At 38.2% G+C, this 24159-nt stretch carries 23 protein-coding genes and 2 tRNA genes; 4 read left to right on the top strand and 21 right to left on the bottom strand.

The genetic code is table 11. The features are described 5' to 3' along the window. Positions 1–76 precede the first annotated feature (76 nt). From GPZ88_RS06095 to GPZ88_RS06085, 3 genes are all read left to right on the top strand, one after another. Positions 77–1648 (top strand): ABC transporter permease subunit, encoded by a 1572-nt coding sequence (locus GPZ88_RS06095; RefSeq protein ID WP_074965543.1) that lies wholly within the window; start codon positions 77–79, stop codon positions 1646–1648. Next, positions 1648–2388 carry an amino acid ABC transporter ATP-binding protein gene (locus tag GPZ88_RS06090; RefSeq protein ID WP_166043719.1) on the top strand — a complete coding sequence of 247 codons (741 nt, stop codon included), beginning with the start codon at positions 1648–1650 and terminating at the stop codon, positions 2386–2388. The genes GPZ88_RS06095 and GPZ88_RS06090 overlap by 1 nt, the downstream gene beginning before the upstream one ends. Positions 2389–2541: 153 nt before the next feature. After that, positions 2542–2661, top strand: a complete 120-nt coding sequence (locus GPZ88_RS06085; RefSeq protein ID WP_093816040.1) for a putative metal homeostasis protein — start codon at positions 2542–2544, stop codon at positions 2659–2661. An 87-nt stretch (positions 2662–2748) separates the two neighbouring features. Here GPZ88_RS06085 and GPZ88_RS06080 read toward each other — a convergent pair whose 3' ends face one another. From GPZ88_RS06080 to tig, 16 genes are all read right to left on the bottom strand, one after another. Then, entirely contained in the window at positions 2749–3633 is an 885-nt protein-coding gene (locus GPZ88_RS06080; RefSeq protein WP_166043717.1) for an SPFH domain-containing protein, read from the bottom strand. Positions 3634–3887: 254 nt separating this feature from the next. Continuing rightward, positions 3888–5138, bottom strand: coding sequence for a threonine ammonia-lyase IlvA (gene ilvA / locus GPZ88_RS06075; RefSeq protein ID WP_166043715.1), 1251 nt, complete (start codon positions 5136–5138; stop codon positions 3888–3890). 106 nt (positions 5139–5244) lie between these two features. Further along, complete coding sequence (ilvC, locus tag GPZ88_RS06070; protein ID WP_006530986.1) at positions 5245–6267, bottom strand: ketol-acid reductoisomerase; 1023 nt, start codon at positions 6265–6267, stop codon at positions 5245–5247. Between the two features lie 67 nt (positions 6268–6334). Next, positions 6335–6820: an acetolactate synthase small subunit gene (gene ilvN, locus GPZ88_RS06065; RefSeq protein WP_074565204.1), complete on the bottom strand. Its 486-nt coding sequence runs from the start codon at positions 6818–6820 to the stop codon at positions 6335–6337. Beyond that, entirely contained in the window at positions 6813–8516 is a 1704-nt protein-coding gene (locus tag GPZ88_RS06060) for an acetolactate synthase large subunit (RefSeq protein WP_074603787.1), read from the bottom strand. Before GPZ88_RS06060 ends, ilvN begins: the two co-directional genes overlap by 8 nt. Positions 8517–8651: 135 nt before the next feature. Beyond that, on the bottom strand, positions 8652–10373 hold the full coding sequence (ilvD, locus tag GPZ88_RS06055; RefSeq protein WP_166043713.1) for a dihydroxy-acid dehydratase: 1722 nt from the start codon (positions 10371–10373) through the stop codon (positions 8652–8654). Positions 10374–10587: 214 nt separating this feature from the next. Further along, a complete protein-coding gene (locus GPZ88_RS06050; RefSeq protein ID WP_039696018.1) occupies positions 10588–12258 on the bottom strand; it encodes a DAK2 domain-containing protein in 1671 nt (556 codons plus the stop codon). Beyond that, the gene (locus GPZ88_RS06045; RefSeq protein WP_003063261.1) at positions 12258–12623 is read right to left on the bottom strand and encodes an Asp23/Gls24 family envelope stress response protein; all 366 of its coding nucleotides are present in this window, start codon (positions 12621–12623) and stop codon (positions 12258–12260) included. Before GPZ88_RS06045 ends, GPZ88_RS06050 begins: the two co-directional genes overlap by 1 nt. Positions 12624–12738: 115 nt before the next feature. Further along, on the bottom strand, positions 12739–12927 hold the full coding sequence (rpmB, locus tag GPZ88_RS06040; RefSeq protein ID WP_021141651.1) for a 50S ribosomal protein L28: 189 nt from the start codon (positions 12925–12927) through the stop codon (positions 12739–12741). A gap of 205 nt (positions 12928–13132) precedes the next feature. Continuing rightward, positions 13133–13205 (bottom strand) — tRNA-Thr (locus GPZ88_RS06035). A gap of 124 nt (positions 13206–13329) precedes the next feature. Further along, complete coding sequence (locus GPZ88_RS06030; RefSeq protein ID WP_024344752.1) at positions 13330–14211, bottom strand: class II fructose-bisphosphate aldolase; 882 nt, start codon at positions 14209–14211, stop codon at positions 13330–13332. Positions 14212–14435: 224 nt separating this feature from the next. Continuing rightward, positions 14436–14521, bottom strand: a tRNA-Leu gene (locus GPZ88_RS06025). 59 nt (positions 14522–14580) lie between these two features. Further along, complete coding sequence (locus GPZ88_RS06020; protein ID WP_074603809.1) at positions 14581–15510, bottom strand: alpha/beta hydrolase; 930 nt, start codon at positions 15508–15510, stop codon at positions 14581–14583. Between the two features lie 127 nt (positions 15511–15637). Further along, positions 15638–17248, bottom strand: a complete 1611-nt coding sequence (locus tag GPZ88_RS06015; RefSeq protein ID WP_166043711.1) for a CTP synthase — start codon at positions 17246–17248, stop codon at positions 15638–15640. Between the two features lie 279 nt (positions 17249–17527). Beyond that, positions 17528–18100 carry a DNA-directed RNA polymerase subunit delta gene (gene rpoE / locus GPZ88_RS06010; protein WP_039696016.1) on the bottom strand — a complete coding sequence of 191 codons (573 nt, stop codon included), beginning with the start codon at positions 18098–18100 and terminating at the stop codon, positions 17528–17530. A gap of 194 nt (positions 18101–18294) precedes the next feature. Then, positions 18295–19578 carry a trigger factor gene (gene tig / locus GPZ88_RS06005; RefSeq protein ID WP_166043709.1) on the bottom strand — a complete coding sequence of 428 codons (1284 nt, stop codon included), beginning with the start codon at positions 19576–19578 and terminating at the stop codon, positions 18295–18297. Between the two features lie 203 nt (positions 19579–19781). On the opposite strand from tig, the gene GPZ88_RS06000 reads away from it, so the two are divergent. Then, positions 19782–20624 (top strand): mechanosensitive ion channel family protein, encoded by an 843-nt coding sequence (locus tag GPZ88_RS06000; protein ID WP_074565230.1) that lies wholly within the window; start codon positions 19782–19784, stop codon positions 20622–20624. 44 nt (positions 20625–20668) lie between these two features. Here GPZ88_RS06000 and GPZ88_RS05995 read toward each other — a convergent pair whose 3' ends face one another. The 5 genes from GPZ88_RS05995 to GPZ88_RS05975 all read right to left on the bottom strand — a co-directional run bounded on the left by GPZ88_RS05995 (position 20669) and on the right by GPZ88_RS05975 (position 24108). After that, complete coding sequence (locus GPZ88_RS05995) at positions 20669–21232, bottom strand: TIGR01440 family protein (RefSeq protein WP_074565210.1); 564 nt, start codon at positions 21230–21232, stop codon at positions 20669–20671. Positions 21233–21256: 24 nt separating this feature from the next. Continuing rightward, positions 21257–21727 (bottom strand): ECF transporter S component, encoded by a 471-nt coding sequence (locus GPZ88_RS05990; RefSeq protein ID WP_157628722.1) that lies wholly within the window; start codon positions 21725–21727, stop codon positions 21257–21259. Next, the gene (locus tag GPZ88_RS05985) at positions 21714–22481 is read right to left on the bottom strand and encodes a bifunctional hydroxymethylpyrimidine kinase/phosphomethylpyrimidine kinase (RefSeq protein WP_166043707.1); all 768 of its coding nucleotides are present in this window, start codon (positions 22479–22481) and stop codon (positions 21714–21716) included. Before GPZ88_RS05985 ends, GPZ88_RS05990 begins: the two co-directional genes overlap by 14 nt. Next, positions 22471–23220, bottom strand: a complete 750-nt coding sequence (truA, locus tag GPZ88_RS05980) for a tRNA pseudouridine(38-40) synthase TruA (RefSeq protein WP_166043705.1) — start codon at positions 23218–23220, stop codon at positions 22471–22473. Before truA ends, GPZ88_RS05985 begins: the two co-directional genes overlap by 11 nt. Positions 23221–23337: 117 nt before the next feature. Next, positions 23338–24108: an alpha/beta fold hydrolase gene (locus GPZ88_RS05975; RefSeq protein ID WP_166043703.1), complete on the bottom strand. Its 771-nt coding sequence runs from the start codon at positions 24106–24108 to the stop codon at positions 23338–23340. Positions 24109–24159 lie beyond the last annotated feature (51 nt).

Genomic DNA, 24159 nt, shown 5'->3' with positions numbered 1-24159 from the left:
TTTTGGGTCTATCGTGTTGAAATCAGACCCTATTTCCTGTAAAATAGTAAGGTACAAGAATAGACAGGAGTCTTAAATGAAAAAGTTACTTTTAAGTTGTTTCGCAGCCCTTCTTCTTCTCTTTGGAGGAATGACTAGCGCAAACGCTGACGAATATCTTCGTGTCGGTATGGAAGCAGCCTATGCCCCATTTAACTGGACACAAGATGATGATTCTAATGGAGCTGTTCCTATCGAAGGAACTAGCCAGTATGCTAACGGATACGATGTCCAAATAGCTAAGAAAATAGCAGACAGCTTAGGCAAGGAACTCCTCGTTGTCAAAACTACTTGGACAGGATTAATTCCAGCACTTACTTCCGGAAAGATTGACATGATTGCTGCCGGAATGAGTCCTACCGCTGAACGTAAGAAAGAAATTGCATTCTCAGATAGTTACTATACAAGCTACCCAGTTATCGTTGTTTCTAAAAAAGGTGACTTTGCACAAGCTACATCACTTAAAGATTTTGCTGGTGCAAAATTAACATCTCAACAAGGTGTCTACCTTTACAACTTGATTGACCAAATCAAAGGCGCTTCAAAAGAAACTGCTATGGGTGACTTCAACCAAATGCGTCAAGCACTTGAATCTGGTATTATTGATGGTTATGTTTCTGAACGTCCTGATGCTATCTCTGCTGAAAATGCAAATAGCGACTTCAAGATGATTGCTTTTGAAGATGGCAAAGGTTTTGCGACATCTAAAGCAGACACAGCCATTGCCGTTGGTCTTCGTAAAGATGACACTGACACACTTGCTAAAGTAAATGCCGTTTTAGCTGGCATCTCTGATAATGACCGTTTGCAACTCATGGATGACATGATTGAAAAACAACCAGCTGACAAGTCTGAAAAAGATCAAAAGAGTAATTTCTTCACTGATATGTGGGGAATCTTCGAGAAAAACTGGAACCAATTTCTACGTGGTGCGGGAGTTACACTTCTCATCTCTATCATCGGTACAGTTGTTGGTCTCTTTATCGGTCTTTTGATTGGTGTTTACCGCACAGCTCCAAAAGCTGCCAATAAATTCCTTGCTGGTCTTCAAAAAGTATTTGGTTGGTTACTTAGCGTTTATATCGAAATCTTCCGTGGTACACCGATGATTGTACAAGCAATGGTTATCTACTACGGTACTGCTCAAGCCTTTGGTATTTCAATCGACCGTACTCTTGCAGCCATCTTTATTGTTTCAATCAATACTGGTGCTTACATGAGTGAAATCGTTCGTGGTGGTATCTTCGCTGTTGACAAAGGTCAGTTCGAAGCTGCTACAGCACTTGGATTTACACACGGTCAAACAATGCGCAAAATCGTTCTTCCACAAGTTGTCCGCAACATCTTGCCAGCAACTGGTAACGAATTTGTCATCAACATCAAAGATACTTCAGTATTGAATGTTATCTCAGTTGTCGAACTTTACTTCTCAGGTAATACCGTTGCAACTCAAACATATCAATACTTCCAAACATTTACAATTATCGCTATTATCTACTTTGTTCTCACCTTTACAGTGACACGCATCTTGCGCTTTATCGAACGTCGTTTCGATGCGGACACTTACACAACTGGTGCTAACCAAAACCAAACGAAAGAGGTGAAATAATGTCTCAACCTATTATTGAAATTAAACACCTTAAAAAATCTTATGGACAAAATGAGGTCCTAAAAGATATTTCACTTTCTGTAAATAAAGGTGAAGTTATTTCTATCATTGGTTCATCAGGTTCAGGGAAATCAACATTCCTCCGCTCTATCAATCTTTTAGAAGATCCAACTGCTGGAGAAATTCTTTTCCACGGACAAAACGTTCTTGAAAAAGATTATAACTTGACAGAATACCGTGAAAAACTTGGCATGGTTTTCCAATCATTTAACCTTTTTGAAAACTTAAACGTTCTTGAAAATGCCATTGTTGCTCAAATAACTGTTTTGAAACGTTCTCGAAGCGAAGCTGAAAAAATCGCTAAAGAAAACCTTACAAAAGTTGGTATGACTGAGCAATACTGGAAAGCTAAACCAAAACAACTTTCTGGTGGTCAAAAACAACGTGTGGCAATCGCTCGTGCCTTATCGGTTAACCCAGAAGCAATGCTCTTTGACGAACCAACTTCTGCCCTTGACCCAGAAATGGTCGGTGAAGTTCTTAAAACAATGCAAGAACTCGCTAAATCAGGTTTAACAATGATTATCGTCACTCACGAAATGGAATTCGCAAGAGATGTTTCAGACCGTGTCATCTTCATGGATAAAGGTGTTATCGCTGAAGAAGGTACACCTGAACAAATCTTCGAACACCCACAACAAGAACGTACAAAAGAGTTCTTACAACGTTTCTTGAAATAATTACTTAAAGCAACCTTTCCTTTTTTGGAGGGGTGTTTTTTTGTGCCAAAAACTAATTTTAAGCCAAATTACAGTAAATACTTTACTGGTTAAGTATTTTGTGCTATACTACTTCATGTTAACGTTAATAAATCTATATTTAAGGAGGTTGGTATGGCTGAAAAAAATGATTTAGCATCTGCATATCGCAGACTTAAAAGTCCCAATATCAAAACACGGAAACGTGCTCTGAAAATAATCCATGAATATAAACGGTATAAAAGAAACATGTAACTCCTATTTCAATCCCTAACAAAATGCCAGACAAAAAGTCCCTATTGCAATTCCTTCCGTCTGCAATAGGGACTTTTTTAGTTTTAACTATTTAGCTTTCAATGATGACAAAATTTGTGTACGAATATCTTCAATACCTTCTGGATGATTTGGCAAGAACAATGTTTGATTGCCCTTAGCCGCAAATGTATTTAAGGTATCAAGATATTGGTTAGTCAATAGAATAGACATGATTTGTTCTTCAGTCATGCCTACATTGGCATCTTTTAATTCTTGAATTGACTCAGCTAGACCATCGACAATCGCTTTACGTTGTTGGGCAATACCAACACCATGAAGGCGATCTTTTTCAGCTTCAGCTTCTGCAGCTGTTACAATTTTAATTTTATCCGCATTAGCTAATTCTTGAGCCGCTACACGTTTACGTTGCGCAGCATTGATTTCATTCATTGATTGTTTAACTTCAGCATCAGGCTCAACTTTAGTAATCAATGTTTTAACAATAATGTAGCCGTAAGTTGACATTTCTTCAGCCACTTGGTGTTGCACTTCAAGAGCAATTTCATCTTTTTTCTCAAATAATTCATCCAAAGTCAATTTTGGAACAGATGAACGAAGAGCATCTTCGATGTATGATTTGATTTGAGCTTCAGGACGCATGAGTTTGTAATAAGCATCTGTCACATTTTGTTCATTCACACGGTATTGTGTGGCAACATTTAAGGTTACAAAAACATTATCTTTAGTCTTAGTTTCCACAACAATTTCAGATTGCAACAAACGTAATTGAATTCGCGCAGCAATTTTATCAATACCAAATGGTAAACGAACATGAATCCCACTACCAGATGTTGTTTGGTATTTCCCAAAACGTTCGATAATAACAACAGTTTGTTGACGTACCACATAAAGCGTGCTAGCAACAACACTCAAAATAATGATAAGAAAAATAGCTAAAACAATTAAAATCATGATAAATCTCCTTTAAAATTATTTCTTTTTACTACTAGAAATTGCACATCCGATAGTAATAAAAGAACAAAAAATAATAAACCACACTGTATTCATAAGATCCCCTTGTACCTATCAATTAATACAATTATATTTCATTTTTCTAAAAAGTCAAGCAAAAATAAAGCAAAAACCTAGTCAAACTGTAAGGTTCAACTAGGCTTGCTTGTCAATATAATAATAATTTTAAGAGAGAACAGAAGTTTACTTTAGCATCAAACTAATAGATTATAAAGGCTTTCATTCCCGTGTAAATTGATGTATGAAGGATCAAAACCAGACAAACGATCAATAAAATCATTGTAGTCATTTTTATCACCTAGTGTAATACCGATGAGAACAGGGCCTGTGCCTTTATTCGCACGTTTAATGTACTCAAAACGTGTAATGTCATCGTTTGGACCAAGAATGTTGTTGACAAATTCACGTAGGGCACCTGGACGTTGTGGGAAGTTAACCACAAAATAATGTTTCACTCCATCATAGATAAGGGCACGTTCTTCCATCTCTTGCATACGATTGATATCATTATTACCACCAGAAATGATACAAACGACAGTTTTCCCTTTAATCTCATCTTTCATCACTTCAAGAGCTGCAATTGAAGAAGCTCCCGCAGGCTCAGCAATAATCCCTTGTTTTGAATACATGTCGATAAGTGTTTCAGAAATCAAGCCTTCATCAACACCAACTAATTTATCCACATGTTTACGAGCAACTTCAAAAGTTTTTTCACCAACTTTTTGCACTGCAATCCCATCAGCAAATTTATCGATTTCTTCCAATTTAACAGGATGACCTTTGTCAAAAGCAGCACGCATGCTACGAGCACCTGAGGCTTCGACTCCAACTACTTGGATTTCTGGAGCTACATCTTTAATGTATGTGGCAACTCCTGCAATCAAACCACCACCACCAACTGGCACAAAGATTTGATCAAAAGTTACACCTTCTTCTTGAGCTTGTTCATAAATCTCGTAAGCTACCGTTCCTTGACCAGCCTGCACATTTTCATCATCAAAAGGATCGATAAAAGTCATTCCTTCTGATTTTGTAAAATCTTGTGCTGCTTGAGCTGATGCATCAAAAGTATCTCCAACAAGCTTAATCGTCACATAAGGACCACCAAAAAATCTCACTTGCCCAATTTTTTGTTGCGGAGTTGTTACTGGCATAAAAATTGTTGCTGAAATCTTCATTTCATGACACGTAAAGGCAACACCTTGAGCGTGGTTACCAGCTGAAGCACATACTACACCACGTTTTTTTTCATCCTCTGATAATTGGTGAATAGCATAGTAGGCTCCACGAATTTTGAAAGAACGAACCTTCTGCATGTTTTCACGTTTAAGATAAACAGTTGCACCATATTTTTCCGACAAATAGCGGTCAAAATCTAGGGGTGTACGCTCAACAACATCTTTCAAGACGTCATAGGCGTCAACAACATCCTTAGCTAAGATCATAAACTACCTCTTCTAATATCTAAATATTTTATATGACAAATTGCTGATTAATAGATAAAAAACCGATGACAAACATCGGCCTTTTATAAGTGGATTTCTTCAAAAATTAGTTATAAATTTTGAATGCATCGTCATCGTTTTGGTTAACAAAAGGCATTGCTTTACGAAGTTCAGCACCCACTTTTTCAATTTCAAGAGCTGCAGCTTCTTTACGGTATGCTTCAAGTTTTGGACGACCTGCTTGGTAGTCGTTAACAAAGTCTTCAGCGAATTTACCTGATTGGATATCAGCAAGAACAGCTTTCATATTTTCTTTAACATCTTTAGTGATAACACGTGGTCCAGATACGTAGTCACCAAATTCAGCTGTATTTGAAATTGATTGACGCATTTTCTTGAATCCACCTTCGTAGATAAGGTCAACGATAAGTTTCATTTCATGAAGAACTTCAAAGTAAGCCAATTCTGGAGCATAGCCAGCTTCAGTAAGAACTTCAAAACCAGCTTCGATAAGAGCAGTTAAACCACCACAAAGTACTGCTTGTTCACCAAAGAGGTCTTCTTCAGTTTCTTCTTTAAATGTTGTTTCAAGAAGTCCAACACGTGCAGCACCGATACCTTTAGACCAATCCATTGCGATGTCTTTAGCATTACCAGTAGCATCTTGGTAAACAGCGTAAAGTGCTGGTACACCAAATCCTTCTGTGTAAGTACGACGAACAAGGTGACCTGGTCCTTTAGGAGCACACATGAAGACATCTACTGTTTCTGGAGCTTTAATGTATCCAAAACGGATATTGAAACCATGTGCAAATCCAAGAGCGTTACCAGCTTCAAGGTTTGGAGCAATTTCTTCAGCATAAAGTTTAGCTTGGATTTCATCAGGAGCCAATACCATGATAACATCAGCAAGTTTTGTTGCTTCTGCTACTTCATAAGTATCAAATCCATCTTCTTTTGCTTTATCGAATGATTTACCATGGCGAACCCCAATGATAACATCGTGACCTGAGTCACGCAAGTTTTGAGCATGAGCATGACCTTGTGATCCATAACCAATAACGGCAATTTTTTTACCATCAAGAGCTGCTACTTTTACGTCTTTTTCGTATTCCATTGTTACTGCCATAATAAATATCTCTTTTCTATTTTTATTTTAACTGCCTGGCCAGGCAACTGTTAACTAAATTAATTGTTTAACAAGAAAAATCTCTTGAGAATCCTGTCGCACCTGTGCGGGCAAGATTCTGAATACCATAAGGTTTGACAACACGAAGCAAAGCATCGATTTTATCACCATCACCAGTTACCTGAATAGTAATTGATTTTGGTGCTACGTCAACAACACTTGCACGAAACGGTTGAATAACCGCTAAAATCTCGGCACGTTTGCTTGTTGGTGCTGTCAATTTAACTAAAATCACTTCACGTTCCAAGTGTGGAATATCCGTAATATCACGAACGCGAAGCACATCAATCAAACGGTTCAATTGTTTGATGATTTGTTCAACTTCTTCCAAACTCTCAACATCGATAATAATCGTAATTCGAGAGACATTGTCTTCCATTGTTTGTCCAACGGAAATAGACTCAATGTTAACCTGTCGGCGTGAGAGGACGCCTGTGAAACGATTAAGAACACCTGTTGAATTTTGAAGCTTTGCTGTCAACATTCTACGCATTAAACTTCACCCCCAACATTTCACTATTTGATTTACCTGATGGAACCATTGGATAAACATGTTCACGATTAGAAATCGCAACTTCGATCAACATTGGTTTATTCTCAGTGATGACTTTCAAGTCTTCTTCCAATGTTTTCGGATCAGTAAATTTGTGGTGAGCAATGCCATAGGCTTCTGCCATCATTTGGAAGTTTGGCTCATCATCAAAAGTTGACTCACTGCGATGTTCATCGTAGAAAGATTCTTGCCATTGACGAACCATACCAAGTGAGTGGTTGTTAATCAGAACCACTTTAATCGGAACACCATAACCATTTAGCAAAGCTAACTCTTGGTTTGTCATTTGGAAACCGCCATCACCGACAAAGAGAATAACTTCTTTATCTGGATTCGCTAACTTAGCACCGATAGCAGCTGGAATTCCGAATCCCATTGTTCCAAGACCACCAGATGTAATCAATTGGCGCTCATTTTTATATGGATAAAATTGAGCTGCCCACATTTGGTGTTGGCCGACGTCTGTAACCACGATAGCGTCGCCATCTGTTACTTTACCAATTGTAGCAATGGCATGTTGTGGTTTGATAACTGTTTCATCAAAGTCATAACTAAATGGAGCTTTTGCTTTATTAGCAAGAACTGATTCAGTCCAATCATCGTGACGTGTTTTAACTTCATCTTCTTCCAGAAGAATCTGTAGTGTACGCTTGGCATCACCAACGATTGGAATTTGTGTCTTGACGACTTTTCCGATTTCCGCAGGATCAATATCCACATGAGCAACCACTGCTTTTTTAGCAAAAGTAGCTGGATTACCAGTCAAACGATCTGCAAAACGCGACCCGAAGTTAATCATAAAGTCACATTGTGTCAAAGCCATATTTGACGCATATGAACCATGCATGCCACCCATCCCCAGAGAAAGGGGATGACTAATTGGCATAACACCCAAACTCAGTAAGGTTGAAACAACAGGAATGTTATAGCGTTCTGCAAAAGCAATTAACTCCTTAGAAGCACCTGAGTAGTTGACACCACCACCAGCGATAATCAGCGGACGTTTTGCCTTTTTCAACTGAGTCAAAATTTTCTTGACCTGCAAAGCATTTGGTTCCAAGGTTGGTTGGTAACTTGGAAGATCAACAGTAGGATCATTATAAACTGTTGTTTTAGCAGCCGAAATATTTTTCGGAAGGTCAATAACAACTGGACCAGGTCGACCTGTTGTTGCAATATGAACAGCTTCTGTCACAATGCGTGGCACATCTGCAACATCACGAATCTGATAATTGTATTTCGTGATTGGCATTGTGATACCGATAATATCAGCTTCTTGGAAAGCATCTTTACCAATACCAGACATTCCGACTTGACCGGTAAAGATAAGCATTGGAACACTATCACTCATACCATCTGCAATACCAGTAATGGCGTTCGTTGCACCAGGACCACTTGTTACAATAGCAACGCCAAGTTTACCAGTTGATTTAGCATAACCTTCGGCTTCATGAAGGGCACCTTGCTCATGACGAGCCAAAATATGACGAATACCATCAAAGTTATAAATCGCATCATACAGTGGCAGAACGGCTCCACCTGGGTAGCCAAAAATCGTATCAATCCCCAGACTAGCCAAGGTTTCCAATAATAATTCCGATCCATTCTTGGATTCTTTTAATCTAATCTGTTTCACAAAGTCCTCCTTTTCATGTAAATTCCGAATTATCTAAAAATTCTAACAGCTTGTTACTATAATAACATTTAAAAAAAATAAAGCAAGAGAAAGTGAACAAATATTTTGAACACTTTCAAAAATATTTAATCTGCCTTATTTATTTTCTTGTTTTTCACGTTCTGCTTTACGTTCTTCAAACTCTTCTTGAGTCATCATTGAACCACCAAAGTTTGCTGATGACGCAAAAGCTGTGTAACGACGTAACCAACCGCTTGAAATTTTTGACTTAAATGGTTTCAAATGTTTACGACGTTCTTCTAATGTGGCATCATCCACAAGCAAATCAATTGTTCGATTTGTTAAATCAATATAAATTTCATCGCCATCTTCAATAAGGGCAATGTTACCTCCTTCTGCAGCTTCTGGTGACACGTGACCAATAGCAATCCCACGAGTAGCCCCTGAGAAACGACCATCAGTAATCAAGGCAACATCTTTACCAAGCCCACGTCCAACGATTTTAGAAGTTGGTGCGAGCATTTCTGGCATACCTGGACCACCTTGAGGACCTTCGTAACGAATAACAACAACATGGCCTTTTTTAACAGTACCATTGTCAATCAATTCAAGTGCTTCATCTTGTGAATCACAGCAAATCGCTTTACCACGGAATATTTTAACAGAAGGGTCAACACCACCAACTTTAATAACAGCTCCATCTTGTGCGATATTACCGTAAAGAACTGACAAACCACCCACTGGAGAAATTGGATGTTCAATTGGGTGAATGATTTCTTCATTCTTAATTTCTGCACCAGCTACATTTTCTTTCAAAGTCTTACCAGTAACTGTAATACGATCACCCTTGATAGTACCTTTTTTAATCAATTGATTAATAATAGCTGAGATACCACCTGCTTCTTGGACATCGTGCATAGTATAAACACTTGATGGTGCAATTTTAGACAAATATGGCGTCTTCTTAGCAATTTCATTGATATCTGTTAAATTATAATCGATACCCGCTTCACGTGCGATAGCAAGCGTATGAAGAACGGTATTGGTAGAACCACCCATAGCCATATCAAGAGCAAAAGCATCATCAATAGCTTCTTTAGTGATGATATCTCTTGGACGTAAGTTATTTTTAACATTATCCATCAAATGTTTGGCTGCTTGACGAACCAATTCACGACGTTGATCAGATACCGCAAGAACAGTACCATTTCCAGGAAGAGCAAGGCCTAGCACTTCCATAAGAGAGTTCATAGAATTAGCTGTAAACATCCCTGCACATGAACCACATGTTGGACAAGCATTTTGTTCCAAATAATCCAATTCTTTCTTAGACATATCACCAGCTTGATAAGTTCCGACAGCTTCAAAAAGGCTTGACAAAGTTGCTTGGTGACCTGTCATATCAATACCGCCCTTCATCGGACCACCTGAACAAAAGACTGCAGGAACATTGGTACGAAGTGCAGCTAAAATCATACCTGGCGTAATTTTATCACAGTTAGGAATGTAGAAAACACCGTCAAACCAGTGCGCATTGATAACTGTTTCAGCAGCATCCGCAATGATTTCACGTGATGGAAGACTATAACGCATTCCAATATGCCCCATAGCAATTCCGTCGTCTACCCCAATGGTATTGAATTCAAAAGGAATACCACCCATTTCACGGATAGCTTCCTTGGCGACATCTGCCAATTCACGCAAATGAACATGTCCAGGAACAATATCAATGTAAGAATTACAAATTGCGATAAATGGTTTTTGCATGTCTTTAGCAGATTTTACTTGCCCGGTTGCATAAAGAAGACCACGGGCTGGTGCTTTATCCACACCTACCTTAATCATGTCACTTCTCATCTGTTTTCTCCTATCAATTAAATCTTACACACCATGTTAACACTTTAAAAAATAAAGTCAAGACAATTTTCAGAAAATTTTGTTAGTTAACAATTTTCTTTCTATTAGATATTGAATTGACGCCTTTTATGGAGAAAAGAAAATTTTTTACATAAAAAAAGAAAGCACCGAAATGCTTTCTTCTATCTTTTATATTAAAATATTAAATAAGAAATTATTCAACACTCATCAAGTATGGATAAACTGGTTGTTTACCTTCGTGAATTTCAACTTCTACATCTTCGTAAGTCGATTCTAAGTAATCAGCCATTTCTTCTGCCAATTCTTGGCTTCCATCTTCACCAACGTAGATAGTGATAATTTCGCTATCTTCGTCAATCATTTTAGCGAATGTTTCTTTCAAAGTAGTTGTCATGTCTGGGTTTGAAACCACGATTTTACCATCAACCATACCTAGGTTGTCATCTTGGTGGATTTCAAGACCATCAATTGAAGTATCACGAACAGCAAGTGTTACGCTACCACTAACAACATCTGAAAGGCTTGCAGTCATAGCTTCAACGTTTTCTTCCAATGATTGAGTTGGATTGAAGGCTAACAAGCTTGTAAATCCTTGAGGTACAGTACGTGTTTCAACAACTGCAGCTGGGACTTCAGACACTTCTGCTGCTGATTGAGCAGCCATGAAGATGTTTTTGTTATTTGGCAAAATGATAACATTTTTAGCGTTAACAGCATCAATAGCTTTCAAGATGTCTTCTGTAGATGGGTTCATTGTTTGGCCACCTGAGATAACGTAGTCAACACCTTGTGATTTGAAGATGTCAGCTAATCCATCACCAGCACATACCGCAACGATTGCGAAATCTTTTGCTTCTTGGCTAGCAGCTGCTGATTGAGCTTGATCTTTTTCAAGAACAGCATCGTGCTGGTTACGCATGTTATCAACTTTAACTTTTTTAAGAGCACCGTATTTAAGACCTTCTTGAAGGACCAATCCTGGGTCTTCTGTGTGGACGTGAACTTTAGCAATTTCATCGTCGTTTACTAAGATAAGAGAATCACCTAAACCACTCAAAAAGCCTTGAAACTCATCGTAGTTAAATTCTTTAACGTAAGTAGGACCTTGTTTTAGAGCAACCATGATTTCAGTACAATAACCGTACTTGATATCTTCAGTTGCAACGTGTTCAGCTACAGATTTGTGGTGTTCAGCGTTAATCATTTCTGTCATAACAGCTGGAGTTGCTTTGAAATCTTCAGAAGCGATATATTCACCAGTCAAAGCAGCAAGGAAACCTTCATAGATGAAGACCAAACCTTGACCACCTGAATCGACAACACCAACTTCTTTCAAAACAGGAAGCATTTCTGGTGTTTTAGCCAAAGCGCCTTTTGCACCATCAAGTGCAGCACGCATAACTTCAACAGCATCATCAGTTTCTTCAGCTTTTTTAAGCGCAGCAGTTGCAGCACCACGAGAAACAGTCAAAATAGTACCTTCAACAGGTTTCATAACAGCTTTGTAAGCAACTTCAACACCTGATTGGAAGGCATGTGCAAGGTCTTTACCAGTCAATTCTTCTTTATCTTTGATTGCTTGACCGAATCCACGGAATAATTGAGATGTAATAACACCTGAGTTACCACGTGCACCCATCAAAAGACCTTTTGAAAGGATTTGTCCAACTTCTCCAACAGTAGATGCAGGTTTGTCTGCAACTTCTTTGGCACCATTTTCAATTGTCATTCCCATGTTTGTTCCTGTATCACCATCTGGTACAGGGAAAACATTAAGGGAGTTTACATATTCTGCTTGATTTCCAAGACGGGTGCTAGCAGCTTGAACCATTTCTTGGAATAAACTTGTTGTAATATTTGACACTAATCTTCTCCTACAACTTTAATATTTTGTACGTAAACATTCACCATGTCTGCTGAAAGGCCAAGTTGATTTTCGAGGTTGAACTTGACACGTTCCTGAATGTTCTTAGATACTTCAGAAATTTTCACACCGTATGACATCACAGTGTAAACATCGACTGAAATACCACTTTCTGTTGATTTGACAACAACACCTTTTGCGTAGTTTTCTTTACGCAGAAGCGCTTGAAAATTATCCTTAAGAGCACTTTTACTTGCCATACCAACAACACCAAAAATTTCTGTTGCTGAACCACCAACAACAGTTGCAATTACGTCGTCAGATAACTCAATTTGGCCATCTTTTGTATTAATTTTCACAGTCATATTTACTACCTCAAAAGTTTTTATCAGTTTATTTTACCATATATTAGCCGTATTGTAAAAAATTATGGAAAATTAACGGCTACAAAACAAAGAAAAAAGCCTTTCGGCTTTTATTTTATACGCGTTCAACTTTACCAGATTTAAGCGCACGAGCTGATGCCCAAACTTTTTTAGGTTTTCCATCTACAAGAATAGTAACTTTTTGAAGATTTGGTTTAACTGCACGTTTAGTTTTGTTCATTGAGTGTGAACGGTTGTTTCCTGATACAGTCTTACGACCTGTGAAATAACAAACTTTAGCCATTTTATCTGCGTCCTCCTACTTAGATTATAGGTGTTTTACACCACATACCATAAAATGATAACATATTGGGCCTATTTTAGCAAGCTTTTTGGCCAATAATCATTAAAAAACTTTTAGAAAATGCCCTACTATTTTCTGAAACTGTTTAAACTCTCAAAAATATCATAACATAAAAAGCCCCAAAATCGGGACCTTTTACCTCTTCTGCCGATTGCAGGAATTGAACCTACGACCTACGCGTTACGAGTGCGTTGCTCTACCGACTGAGCTAAATCGGCTAACAGGTTCATTATAGCACTCACTAAATAATTGTCAACAAAAGAGCTAAGTTTACTCAAAAAATTTTTAAAAGCATAAAAAAACTTCCCAAAAGGGAAGTTTTTTTAACGAAACGAAGTCTGATTAAGCTTTGTTAGCTGAACCAAATACGTCGATACGTTCTTCAACAGCTTCAGTAATAGCTTCGAAACCTGGTTTCAAGAATTTACGTGGGTCGAAGAGTTTTTTCTTATCGTATTCTTCTTCGTTTGCTTCGTATTCAGCAACAAATTTACGAGTAGCTTTAGCGAATGCGATTTGGCATTCAGTGTTAACGTTAACTTTAGCTACACCAAGTTTGATAGCTGCTTTGATTTGATCATCAGGGATACCTGAACCACCGTGCAATACGATTGGGAATCCTGGAACAGCAGCAGTCAATTTTTCAAGGTGGTCAAGGTGAAGACCTTGCCAGTTAGCTGGGTAAGGACCGTGGATGTTACCGATACCTGCTGCAAGGAAGTCGATTCCTGTAGCAACCATAGCTTTAGCATCTTCGATTGGTGCCAATTCACCGCCACCAACGATACCGTCTTCTTCACCACCGATAGTACCAACTTCAGCTTCAACTGAAACGCCTTTAGCGTGAGCTTTAGCTACAACTTCTTTAGCTTTTTCAAGGTTTTCTTCAAGTGGAAGGTGTGAACCGTCGAACATAACTGAAGTGTAACCAACTTCGATACATTCCAATGCATCTTCAAAGTGACCGTGGTCAAGGTGAATAGCAACTGGTACAGTGATACCCATTGATTCTACAAGGTTTTCGATAAGTGTTTTACAAAGTTTGTAACCACCCATGTATTTTGCAGCACCCATAGAAGTTTGGATAAGAATTGGAGCTTTTTTAGCTTCTGCTGCACGCAAGATTGCTTGAGTCCATTCAAGGTTGTTTGTGTTAAATCCACCAACCGCATATCCGTTTTCACGGGCAGCTTTGATAAATTTTTCCGCTGAAACGATTGCCATTATATAGGCCTCCTATTTATTTTTTGGGATATACCCTTTTTATATGTACATTCTATCACAAAATAAATAAGATTGCTAGCGTTACTTACAATTTGATTAATTTTCTGTGAAAAAAGCAGTGTAAAAAAGAAAGTCTTTTCAAACTTTCTCACTGCTTTCATTTCTGTTTTCACTCAATGACCTCTGAGCACAAAAAAAGACAAGCACTCTCTGGCTTGTCACTCTGCGGAAAGAGGGACTTGAACCCTCACGATCTAAAGCGATCACAGGATCCTTAGTCCTGCGCGTCTGCCAATTCCGCCATTTCCGCTGTTCCTTAACAACATAAATAATTATATCAGCCATTCACATTTCTGTCAACACTATTTTTCAATTTTTTTGCAAAAAAGCTGAAATTTTTTCAATGTATGTTTTAGGATCACTTTCAAAAGATTTGGCATGCGCTGCACCCTTAGCTATATAAAGGTCTTTCTCACTATTGGTTGCACGATAATTTTTATAAACCATGCTTGTTGGAACGAACCTATCTTCGCTACCATGGATAAAAAGAATTGGGCGCGTATTGTTTTTTAATTGTTTCACACAGCTGGCTTGTCCATAAGAGAAACCTGCTCGAACTTTTGATACTGCAGAAACCTCATAAAGAATTGGAAAGGCTGGCAAATTATACATTGCTTTTGCTTGATATTTTAATTCATCCCAAACGCTGCTATAACCACAGTCTTCAACAATATTAACCACTTGTTTTGGTAGTGTCTCTTCACCTGAAGCCATCATGACAGTAGCTCCACCCATCGAAACACCAAATAAGGTGATTTGACAATCTGAATTTTCTTCTGCTAATAGTTGAGCCCATTTTACGATGTTTAGGCGATCATTCCAACCATAACCAATGATTTGACCTTCACTATCACCGTGTGACATGTTATCTGGCATCAGGACATTATATCCAAGTTCATGGAACATCCAAGCATAAGGCTTCATGTCTTCTTTTTCACTTGTAAAACCGTGAACAACGATTGCTGTTTTATTTGTTTCAGTTGCTGCAGGAACATACCAAGCGTCCTGTTTAAGGCCTTGATTAGTCATCCAACGTGTTTCTTTGCTTAACTGATCAAAACTTTGTTCATAAGCATATAAACTACTATCTTTGGGACGTGGTTTATTGTTAATAAACGATTTATCTTCACGAACCTGAGCAACATGAAAGAAATAAAAACTTGCCCCGACACTTGCTATAAACACTAGAGCAATCATCCATAACAAAATACTACGTTTCCTTATTCTCATTTTTCTCATGCTCACTATTATACTATTTTTTATCAAAATGTGAAGACTTCCTATGTAACAATACCATTACATAAAAAAACACCTTCTAAACCTTAGAAAGGCTTAAAAAGGTGCTTTTTTTCACGTATTTCTACTATTATTTACTGTTTTTATTTTCAATTGCCGCAGTCACAAACGCTGTGTAAAGCTCTTCTGGACGGTTTGGACGGCTTTGAAGTTCTGGGTGATATTGAGCAGCCACGAAGAATTTTTTCTCTGGCAATTCAACAACTTCCATCAAGCGGTTATCTGGTGACACACCTGAGAAGACGAAACCAGCAGCTTCAAATTGTTCACGGAATTTAGTGTTAAATTCGTAACGGTGACGGTGACGGCGTTGAACAACTTCTTGGTTGTTGTAAGCTTGCGCTGCACGTGAACCTGGTTTCAATTTACATGGGTAAAGTCCAAGACGAAGTGTTCCACCCATGTCTTCGATGTCGATTTGGTCACGCATGATGTCGATGATTGGGTATTTAGTGTCTGGATCAAGCTCAGCAGAGTTTGCACCTTCCATGTTCAAGACGTGGCGAGCAAATTCCACACATGTCAATTGCATACCAAGACAGATACCTAGCATTGGCACATCTTTTTCACGCGCATAACGGATAGCTTCGATTTTACCTTCTGTACCACGTTGACCGAATCCACCAGGAACGATGATACCATCAGCATCACCAAGCACTTCTTCAACGTTATCAGCGTTAAGATCGTTAGCGTTAACCCATTTAAGGTCAATTGCTGCATCGTTAACGTAACCTGAGTGTTTAAGTGCTTCAACAACTGAAAGGTATGCATCTGGCAATTCAACATATTTACCAACAAGAGCAATTTTAGTTGATTTTTTAAGGTTCATGATCTTATCAACCATTGCTGACCATTCTGACATATCAGCTTTTGGTACATCAAGTTTCAAGTGATCACAAACGATTTGGTCCATGTTTTGAGCTTGCATGTTAAGTGGAATTTGGTAAATGTGATCCACGTCAAGTGACTCAATAACAGCTTCTGGAGCAACGTCACAGAATTGTGCCAATTTATTTTTAATGCTCTGACCAGCTGGTTTTTCGGTACGGATAACCAACATATTTGGTTGAATACCAAGTCCACGCAATTCTTTAACTGAGTGTTGTGTTGGTTTAGTTTTCATTTCACCAGCAGCTTTAAGATATGGAAGAAGTGTTGTGTGGATGTACATAACGTTATCAGCACCAACATCTGCTTTCATTTGGCGAAGCGCTTCAAGGAATGGAAGACTTTCGATATCCCCAACAGTACCACCAACTTCTGTGATGATAACATCAGAGTCAGTAGTTGTTGCAGCACGTTTGATTTTTTCTTTCAACGCATCAGTGATGTGTGGAATAACTTGGACAGTTGCTCCAAGGTATTCACCTTTACGTTCTTTACGAAGAACTTCACTGTAGATTTTACCAGTTGTAACGTTAGAATATTTATTTAAGTTAATGTCGATGAAACGTTCGTAGTGACCAAGGTCAAGGTCAGTTTCAGCACCATCGTCTGTTACATAAACTTCACCGTGTTGATAAGGACTCATTGTACCTGGGTCAATGTTAATATATGGGTCAAATTTTTGGATAGTCACTTTAAGACCACGATTTTTCAAAAGACGACCAAGACTTGCAGCAACGATTCCCTTACCGATAGAAGAAACAACACCACCAGTAACAAAAATATACTTAGTCATTAAATAAAACTCCTTTAAAATAAAAAATGATAGCAAACGATAAGTGCTTGAAAAATTGAAAGCGAAAGAATATCAAATAATTAGCAAAATTATTCGATAAATGAAAAAAAGCAAATGGCCATTTACTTTTAGGAAAACAAAAATAGCTCCCTAAAAAGTTAGGGAGCTTTTCTCCGACCTCTAAAAAAGAGGTGCCCGAATAATACTATAAACTATCCTGAGACTTTTGTCAAATGATATGAATTAGTTTTTTAAATTAAATTTAGACACTTAAACTAATTATTCTTCGTCTAAATCATCATCTTCATCATCTTCTTCGTTGATATCAACTTCTTCATCCAAATCATCATCTGGAATGATTTCGTTGATTTCTGAATCGTATGATTCAACTTCAGATTTTTCATCATCTGGATTTTCGTCATCGTATTCCATATCAGAAGATTTTGCAGAGTAATCGTCATCTTCTGGATCATCATCTGAATAATCGATGGCATCTTCGTCACCATCCATAAAGGCATTTACACGTTTGCGTTTACGTTTTGGTGCTCCATTTTCATCTTCTTCAAGTGTAATGATTTCTTCGTCGATTTCGTCGATAGCATACCATGAACGAAGTCCCCATTTATTGTCGCCAAGTGGAATAAAGCTTCCATCAACGTTTAATGCAGAGTAAAAATATGGTAAAGCTTCACGAATTTCTGCGTCTGATTTTTCGAGGTAGTTTTGGATCTCATTTACAAGATCGCTGAAATACATTTCATGATCGCGTCCACGTTCTTCCAGAATAGCACGTGCAACTTCAATCATTGAAAGTTCGCTTTTTTCTTGTCCAGCAAATACTTCTAATTCCAAGGTAATTCTCCTTATTAATCTTAGGATGTGAGCAAACAGCCACAATAACCCTATTATCTTAATTTTCGTTACTCTCTATTTTACGCTAATTTTGTCAATTCGTCAAAAGATTTATAAGAATTTCTGAGAAAGGGCATAAAAAGCCAAGTAATCTATCGATTACCTGACTTTATAACTATTTATCTAAGGATAAATTATTTTACTTTTGCAGTGCTTGTTACCACTTCAACAGCTTTCTTCATAGCGATGTCGTGTTTAAGCATGTCTGCTGAAAGAAGGTTACGTACTTGTTCAACTTCCATGTTGTATTCTGAAGCAAGGTCGTTGATTTCTTTTTCGATTTCTTCGTCAGAAGCTTCGAATCCTTCTGCTTTAGCGATAGCTTCGATAACAAGGTTAGTTTTAACACGTTTGTCAGCGTCAGTTTCGTATTGTTTGTGAAGGTCTTCTTCAGTTGTACCAGTCAATTGGAAGTACATTTCTGGAGAGATACCTTGACGTTGCATGTTACCCATGAATTCGTTCATAGCGCGGTGAACTTCGTCGTGAACCATTTCTTCTGGCAATTCAACGATTTCAGCGTTTGCAACAGCCAATTCAAGCGCAGCACCTTCAACAGCATCGTCAAATGCGATTTCTTTAGCTGATTCAAGTTCTTTACGGTATTTAGCTTTCAATTCGTCAAGAGTTTCAACTTCTTCGTCGATGTCTTTAGCAAGTTCGTCATCAAGAGCTGGAACTTCTTTAGCTTTAACTTCGTGTACAGTTGTAACGAATTTAGCATCTTTACCAGCAAGATCTTCAGCTTGGTATTGTTCTGGGAATGTTACGTTAACTTCTACAGTTTCACCAGCTTTAGCACCAACTAATTGGTCTTCGAAACCAGGGATGAATTGACCTGAACCAAGTTCAAGTGAGAAGTTTTCACCTTTACCACCGTCAAATTCAACACCGTCAACTGAACCTACAAAGTCGATAACAACTGTATCACCAAGTTCTGCTGCACCTTCTTTAACGATAAGTTCAGCAAGGTTGTTGCGTTCGCGTTCAACTTTTTCGTCAACTTCAGCGTCAGTTACTTCTTTAGAAGCTTCTACTGATACTTCAAGGTTTTTGTAGTCACCAAGTTTAACTTCTGGTTTTGTAACAACTTCAGCAGTCAAAGTCCATTCTTGACCTTTTTCCATTGATTGGATATCAATTTTTGGTTGTGCAACAACATCAAGGCTAAGTTCAGCAACTGCTGCTTGGTAAGCTGCTGGAAGAAGTGCGTTCAATGCATCTTCGTAAAGTGCTTCTTCACCAAATTGTTGGTTAAATACGGCACGTGGCATGTGACCTTTACGGAAGCCAGGTGCGTTCAAATTTTTCTTAACTTTGTTGAATGCTTGATCAAGAGCTGGTTTGATTTTATCTTGACCGATTGTGAATGTAATCACGCCACGGTTAGTAGCTTTGTTTTCAAATGATACAGACATGAAGTCATTTCTCCTTAAAATTTTATATACAGTTTAGTTTAACATATTTCAGGCTTTTTTGTCAAAGAATAGTGTTATATCAAGGGTTTTAGAGGCTAAGTTTTTTCTTATCCTTTCAGCAGTTTTAGCTATTATTACTTTGTGCCAACAAATCAAATTAATAAAAACTTGCTTGCAAAGTATTTTTTTAATAAACTATGGGTATGAACATTATTTCAAAATATATCGAACAACTTCAGGTGGAAGAGATTGCTATTGACCTTATCTCAAAAACAGTGTCTCTTATCCTGCTTCTTGTGCTTTTTCTCATTGCTAAAAGAGTTGTTAATTTCATTTTCACACATGCTGTTGCAAAATCAATCGCACTCTCACGTCAAACTGAAGCACGTCAAAAAACCATCACGAAACTGCTCCACAATATTATGAATTACACCCTCTACTTTTTCTTTATCTACTGGGTGTTAAGCATTCTAGGTGTTCCTGTTTCAAGTCTTCTTGCAGGTGCTGGACTTGCTGGGGTTGCCCTTGGTCTTGGGGCACAAGGTTTCTTGACTGATGTCGTCAATGGTTTCTTCATCTTGCTTGAAAATCAATTCGAAGTCGGTGACTCAGTTGTTATCGGAGCTGTCGAAGGAAACATCTCAAGCGTTGGTATCCGTACAACACAAATTCGTGGTTTTGACGGAACCTTGCATTTCATTCCTAACCGTAATATCACTGTTGTTTCAAATAAATCTCGTGGTGATATGCGTGTTCAGATTGATATTCCAATCTACGCTCACACTGACCTTGAGAAAGTAGCCAATATCATCAAAACCGTTAACCAAGAACAATTACCAAGTTTCCCTGAAATCGTTGGTAGTCCGACAATTCTTGGTCCACGCACTAATAGCACTGCTCAACTTGTTTTCCGAATTGATATTTTCGTTCAAAACGGTAAACAAAGCTACATTTACTCAAACTTCTATCGCCTTTACCAAGAAGCCCTCTTGGAAAACGATATTCATTTGCCAACAATGTATGCTAATCCGACACTTTCTAAATAAGCAAAAAAGGTTGAAGTTCAGCACTTCAGCCTTTTTATAATTGTTTAAAATTTACGGATTGGGTCTGCTGTGTAAGTCGCACGCGCACCACCGATAAGTTTTGGTCGGCTAGCAAGCGCTGTGACGTGAGCGCCTCCAAGTTCACGTTGAACTGGAACAAGAGGAACTTGCACGCGCTTGACATGCATACCGATAAAAGTATCACCGATATCAAGCCCTGCGTGTGCCACAATTTCTTCTACCTCAACAGGGTCGCTCATGAATTTAAAAGCAGCCACTTGACCACTACCACCAGCGTGCAGATTTGGAATAACGTTGACGATTTCTAAATCTTTCTTTTCAGCTAATTCACGTTCAACTGTCAAAGCACGATTCAAATGTTCACATCCCTGAACAGCTAGATAAATACCGCGCTCATTAAGTTCATCGAGAATGGTTTTTACAATCACTTCACCAATTTCTGCGCTGCTATTTTTTCCAATCAAGCCACCTGCTACTTCGCTAGAAGATAAACCAAGCACAAAAATTTGTCCTTTTTTAATGGCTGAGCGTTCCACAATATCAACAACAATTGCTCGTGTTTCTTTTGCTAATGCTTCTAAATCCATCTTATGCCTCCCTGGTTTACTAATCTATTTTTTGTTAATTCCTTTTTCAAACGATAGAAAAATCAAATAACCTGCAAACATGCCAAAAATATTTTGGAGTAAGTTTCCTGGAATACTAGCCCAAGCAGCACCCCAACCATATCCTAAAAGTAATGCCGCTAAGAAGTACCAAGCAACCATTGAAATACTTGCAAAAACTAATCCCAAAATACGTTTTTTCTCTGTCCAACCAGCAAAAAATCCTTGTGCACCGTGGGCAATCAAACTATGAAACATATACTGTGGATAGCCCAACAAAAGGTCAATCAAAAAGCCTGATAAACCACCCACAACAGCTCCTGACTTAGACCCTAAATAGAAAGCTGTGAAATAAATCCCAACATCAAGAAGGGTTAAATAACCTGTTGGCGTTGGAATGTGTATATAGGCAAGCACAACGCAAAGCGCCGTCAAAACCGCCATTACTGTTAAATCGCGTGTCTTATTTTTCGTCATAATTTTGTTTCACTCCATATTTATCTGAATGGCGGATAGCTTGGTAAACAAACTCTTTTGATACCGCAACAGCTGCCTTAGCTGATTTTCCAAGAACTAATTGACTCGCAATACTTGACGCAAAGGTACAACCTGCACCAATATTATTGGTATCAAGCACAGCTGTTTCAAACACTTCATAATCTTTGCCATCATAAAAGACATCAATAGCTTTTTCTTTGCTCAAACGATTGCCACCTTTGATGACCACATTTTTGGCACCCAAGTCAACTAATCGCTTAGCAGCTGCCTTCATATCGTCCAAAGTCTTGATAGTCATTTGGGTCAATAGCTCCGCTTCAACCAAATTAGGAGTAATAATCGTCACATAAGGGAAAAATTTCAAAAGCTCGTCACGCAGAGCTGAAACTTCCACATCATGTTTTTCTTTACAAACTAAAACCGGATCAAGTACAATCGGAATTTCTTTATGCTCTTTAACAAATTCAAGTGCCTTATCAGCCAGTCTAACATTAGGCAACAAACCTAATTTAATTCCTGAAAAAGGAACATCTTTTAAGCTGTTTAATTGATGATCAAACACCTCGTCATCTGTCGCAAAAACTTCAAAACCTTTGTCTGTCAAAGCTGTTAAACAAGTCACTGCTAAAAAGCCATGCAAATGATTAGTTGTGTAGGTTGCTAAATCAGCATAAAGCCCACCACCACTAAAAATATCATTGCCAGAAATTGCCAAAATGTACTTATTCGTCATAAATAATCTCCTTCAAATAAAGCCCATTACCTGCTACCGTAGGTCCAGCCAAATCACGATTTTTAGACGCTAACACCGTCTTAATCTGACTAACTGGCATACGACCATTTCCAATTTTCAGTAAAGTCCCCACCATATTGCGGACTTGTTTATAAAGAAAACCATTTCCACTGAAGGTAAAGACAAAGAAGCCTGTTTTTTCGTCAATATCAACCGTTGCTCGTGTAATCGTGCGAACTTTATTTTCAACAGATGTACCTGAAGCTGTAAAACCTGTAAAATCATGAGTTCCTACCAAATCCTGAATAGCCTCCTGCATCAAAGCTAAATCTAGTGGATAAGGATAATGTGTCGCATAATGGCGCATCATTGGATTCTTAGGACGACCAGCATCAACTAAAAACTCATAAGTTTTACTATGCTTATTATAACGTGAATGAAAGTCGTCACTGACTTGTTCAACCTTCACCACATCAATATCTTCTGGAGATTGTGTATCCAAACCAAAACGCAATTTCTCCACATCACGCGCCTGCGGCAAATCAAAGTGAACCACTTGCCCATAAGCATGAACCCCAGAATCTGTACGACCTGCACCGTGAACTTTAACAGGCTGACCACTATTTAGCCTCTGTAAGGTCTTTTCAAGCTCTTCCTGAACCGAACGCTCACTCGGCTGACGCTGAAAACCGGCAAAAAGCCTACCATCATATGAAATTGTTGCTTTATATCTTACCATGTGTGTATTTTATCATCTTCCTAGAGGACTTTCCAGAAAATTTAGAACAGACTGTCCCCGTACAGATTTTAACATAAAAACAGAGATTGGAAAATAGACTCCAACCTCTGCATACTATTAATCTTTCAAACCAGCCACAATTGCTTGAGCAAGCCCAAAAGGATTCTCCCAAGCCATCGAGTGCCCTGCATCCTCAACAACTCTCAAAGACACGCCTGCCTCTGCTAAACTTGTATAGTCATTATCTGGCAATGATTTTCTTCCAAAAATCACTGTTTTAGGTAAATTCAAATCATATAACATCTGGCGCCAAGATGTTTTTCCACCCTGAACAGCATTGACAGACATTCGATGAACTGCATAAGGTGACCACTGTGCCAAAGTTACTGCCCACATACTATTACCTGAATTTTTGCTTTCTGCTAATACTTTACAAAATCCGAAATCAATGAATTCTTTTTCTGAAAAGCTTGCAATTTCAAAACTTGAGCTTCCAAAAGTACTCGGATCTAAATTAGGTTCACTTAAAATTAAATATTCAACTCTATCTAGACAAAGCTTGGCTAATTCAATAGCAATTGGTCCACCTAAGCTATGCCCAAAAATCGTAAGATTTGTCAATTCTAATGATTCAACAAAAGATTTCAAATAAGCAGCATGAGAACTGACACGATAATCAAAGTCTTCCGGCTTATCACTGTAACCTGCTCCCAACAAATCAATAAGTATGCAACGATGATCTTTTAAACACTCCTGAGAAACAACTTCTCCGTAGTCAAAAGACCCTGCACACCCTAAACCATGTATAAATAAAATTGGACTACTTTCACCTGGAAAATCTTGATAGCGCATATAAGCATTTTGGTCGTCAATAAAGTATTCTTTCATAATCTCCCCTTCTATAAAAAAAGAGACCGGAAAATAGATTCCAATCTCTTT

The sequence above is a fragment of the Streptococcus ruminicola genome (assembly GCF_011387195.1).
GTDB classification, from domain to species: domain Bacteria; phylum Bacillota; class Bacilli; order Lactobacillales; family Streptococcaceae; genus Streptococcus; species Streptococcus ruminicola.
The sequence above is the reverse complement of the archived record's forward strand: the minus strand, read 5'-3'. Positions and strand labels throughout refer to the sequence as shown.

Coding starts and splice junctions, on each gene's coding strand:
- GPZ88_RS06095 (WP_074965543.1), top strand. CDS start 77: ATGAAAAAGTTACTTTTAAGTTGTTTCGCAGCCCTTCTTCTTCTCTTT.
- GPZ88_RS06090 (WP_166043719.1), top strand. CDS start 1,648: ATGTCTCAACCTATTATTGAAATTAAACACCTTAAAAAATCTTATGGA.
- GPZ88_RS06085 (WP_093816040.1), top strand. CDS start 2,542: ATGGCTGAAAAAAATGATTTAGCATCTGCATATCGCAGACTTAAAAGT.
- GPZ88_RS06080 (WP_166043717.1), bottom strand. CDS start 3,633: ATGATTTTAATTGTTTTAGCTATTTTTCTTATCATTATTTTGAGTGTT.
- ilvA (WP_166043715.1), bottom strand. CDS start 5,138: ATGATCTTAGCTAAGGATGTTGTTGACGCCTATGACGTCTTGAAAGAT.
- ilvC (WP_006530986.1), bottom strand. CDS start 6,267: ATGGCAGTAACAATGGAATACGAAAAAGACGTAAAAGTAGCAGCTCTT.
- ilvN (WP_074565204.1), bottom strand. CDS start 6,820: ATGCGTAGAATGTTGACAGCAAAGCTTCAAAATTCAACAGGTGTTCTT.
- ilvD (WP_166043713.1), bottom strand. CDS start 10,373: ATGAGAAGTGACATGATTAAGGTAGGTGTGGATAAAGCACCAGCCCGT.
- GPZ88_RS06045 (WP_003063261.1), bottom strand. CDS start 12,623: ATGACTGTGAAAATTAATACAAAAGATGGCCAAATTGAGTTATCTGAC.
- rpmB (WP_021141651.1), bottom strand. CDS start 12,927: ATGGCTAAAGTTTGTTATTTCACAGGTCGTAAGACTGTATCAGGAAAC.
- GPZ88_RS06030 (WP_024344752.1), bottom strand. CDS start 14,211: ATGGCAATCGTTTCAGCGGAAAAATTTATCAAAGCTGCCCGTGAAAAC.
- GPZ88_RS06020 (WP_074603809.1), bottom strand. CDS start 15,510: ATGAGAAAAATGAGAATAAGGAAACGTAGTATTTTGTTATGGATGATT.
- GPZ88_RS06015 (WP_166043711.1), bottom strand. CDS start 17,248: ATGACTAAGTATATTTTTGTTACTGGTGGTGTTGTTTCTTCTATCGGT.
- tig (WP_166043709.1), bottom strand. CDS start 19,578: ATGTCTGTATCATTTGAAAACAAAGCTACTAACCGTGGCGTGATTACA.
- GPZ88_RS06000 (WP_074565230.1), top strand. CDS start 19,782: ATGAACATTATTTCAAAATATATCGAACAACTTCAGGTGGAAGAGATT.
- GPZ88_RS05995 (WP_074565210.1), bottom strand. CDS start 21,232: ATGGATTTAGAAGCATTAGCAAAAGAAACACGAGCAATTGTTGTTGAT.
- GPZ88_RS05990 (WP_157628722.1), bottom strand. CDS start 21,727: ATGACGAAAAATAAGACACGCGATTTAACAGTAATGGCGGTTTTGACG.
- GPZ88_RS05985 (WP_166043707.1), bottom strand. CDS start 22,481: ATGACGAATAAGTACATTTTGGCAATTTCTGGCAATGATATTTTTAGT.
- truA (WP_166043705.1), bottom strand. CDS start 23,220: ATGGTAAGATATAAAGCAACAATTTCATATGATGGTAGGCTTTTTGCC.
- GPZ88_RS05975 (WP_166043703.1), bottom strand. CDS start 24,108: ATGAAAGAATACTTTATTGACGACCAAAATGCTTATATGCGCTATCAA.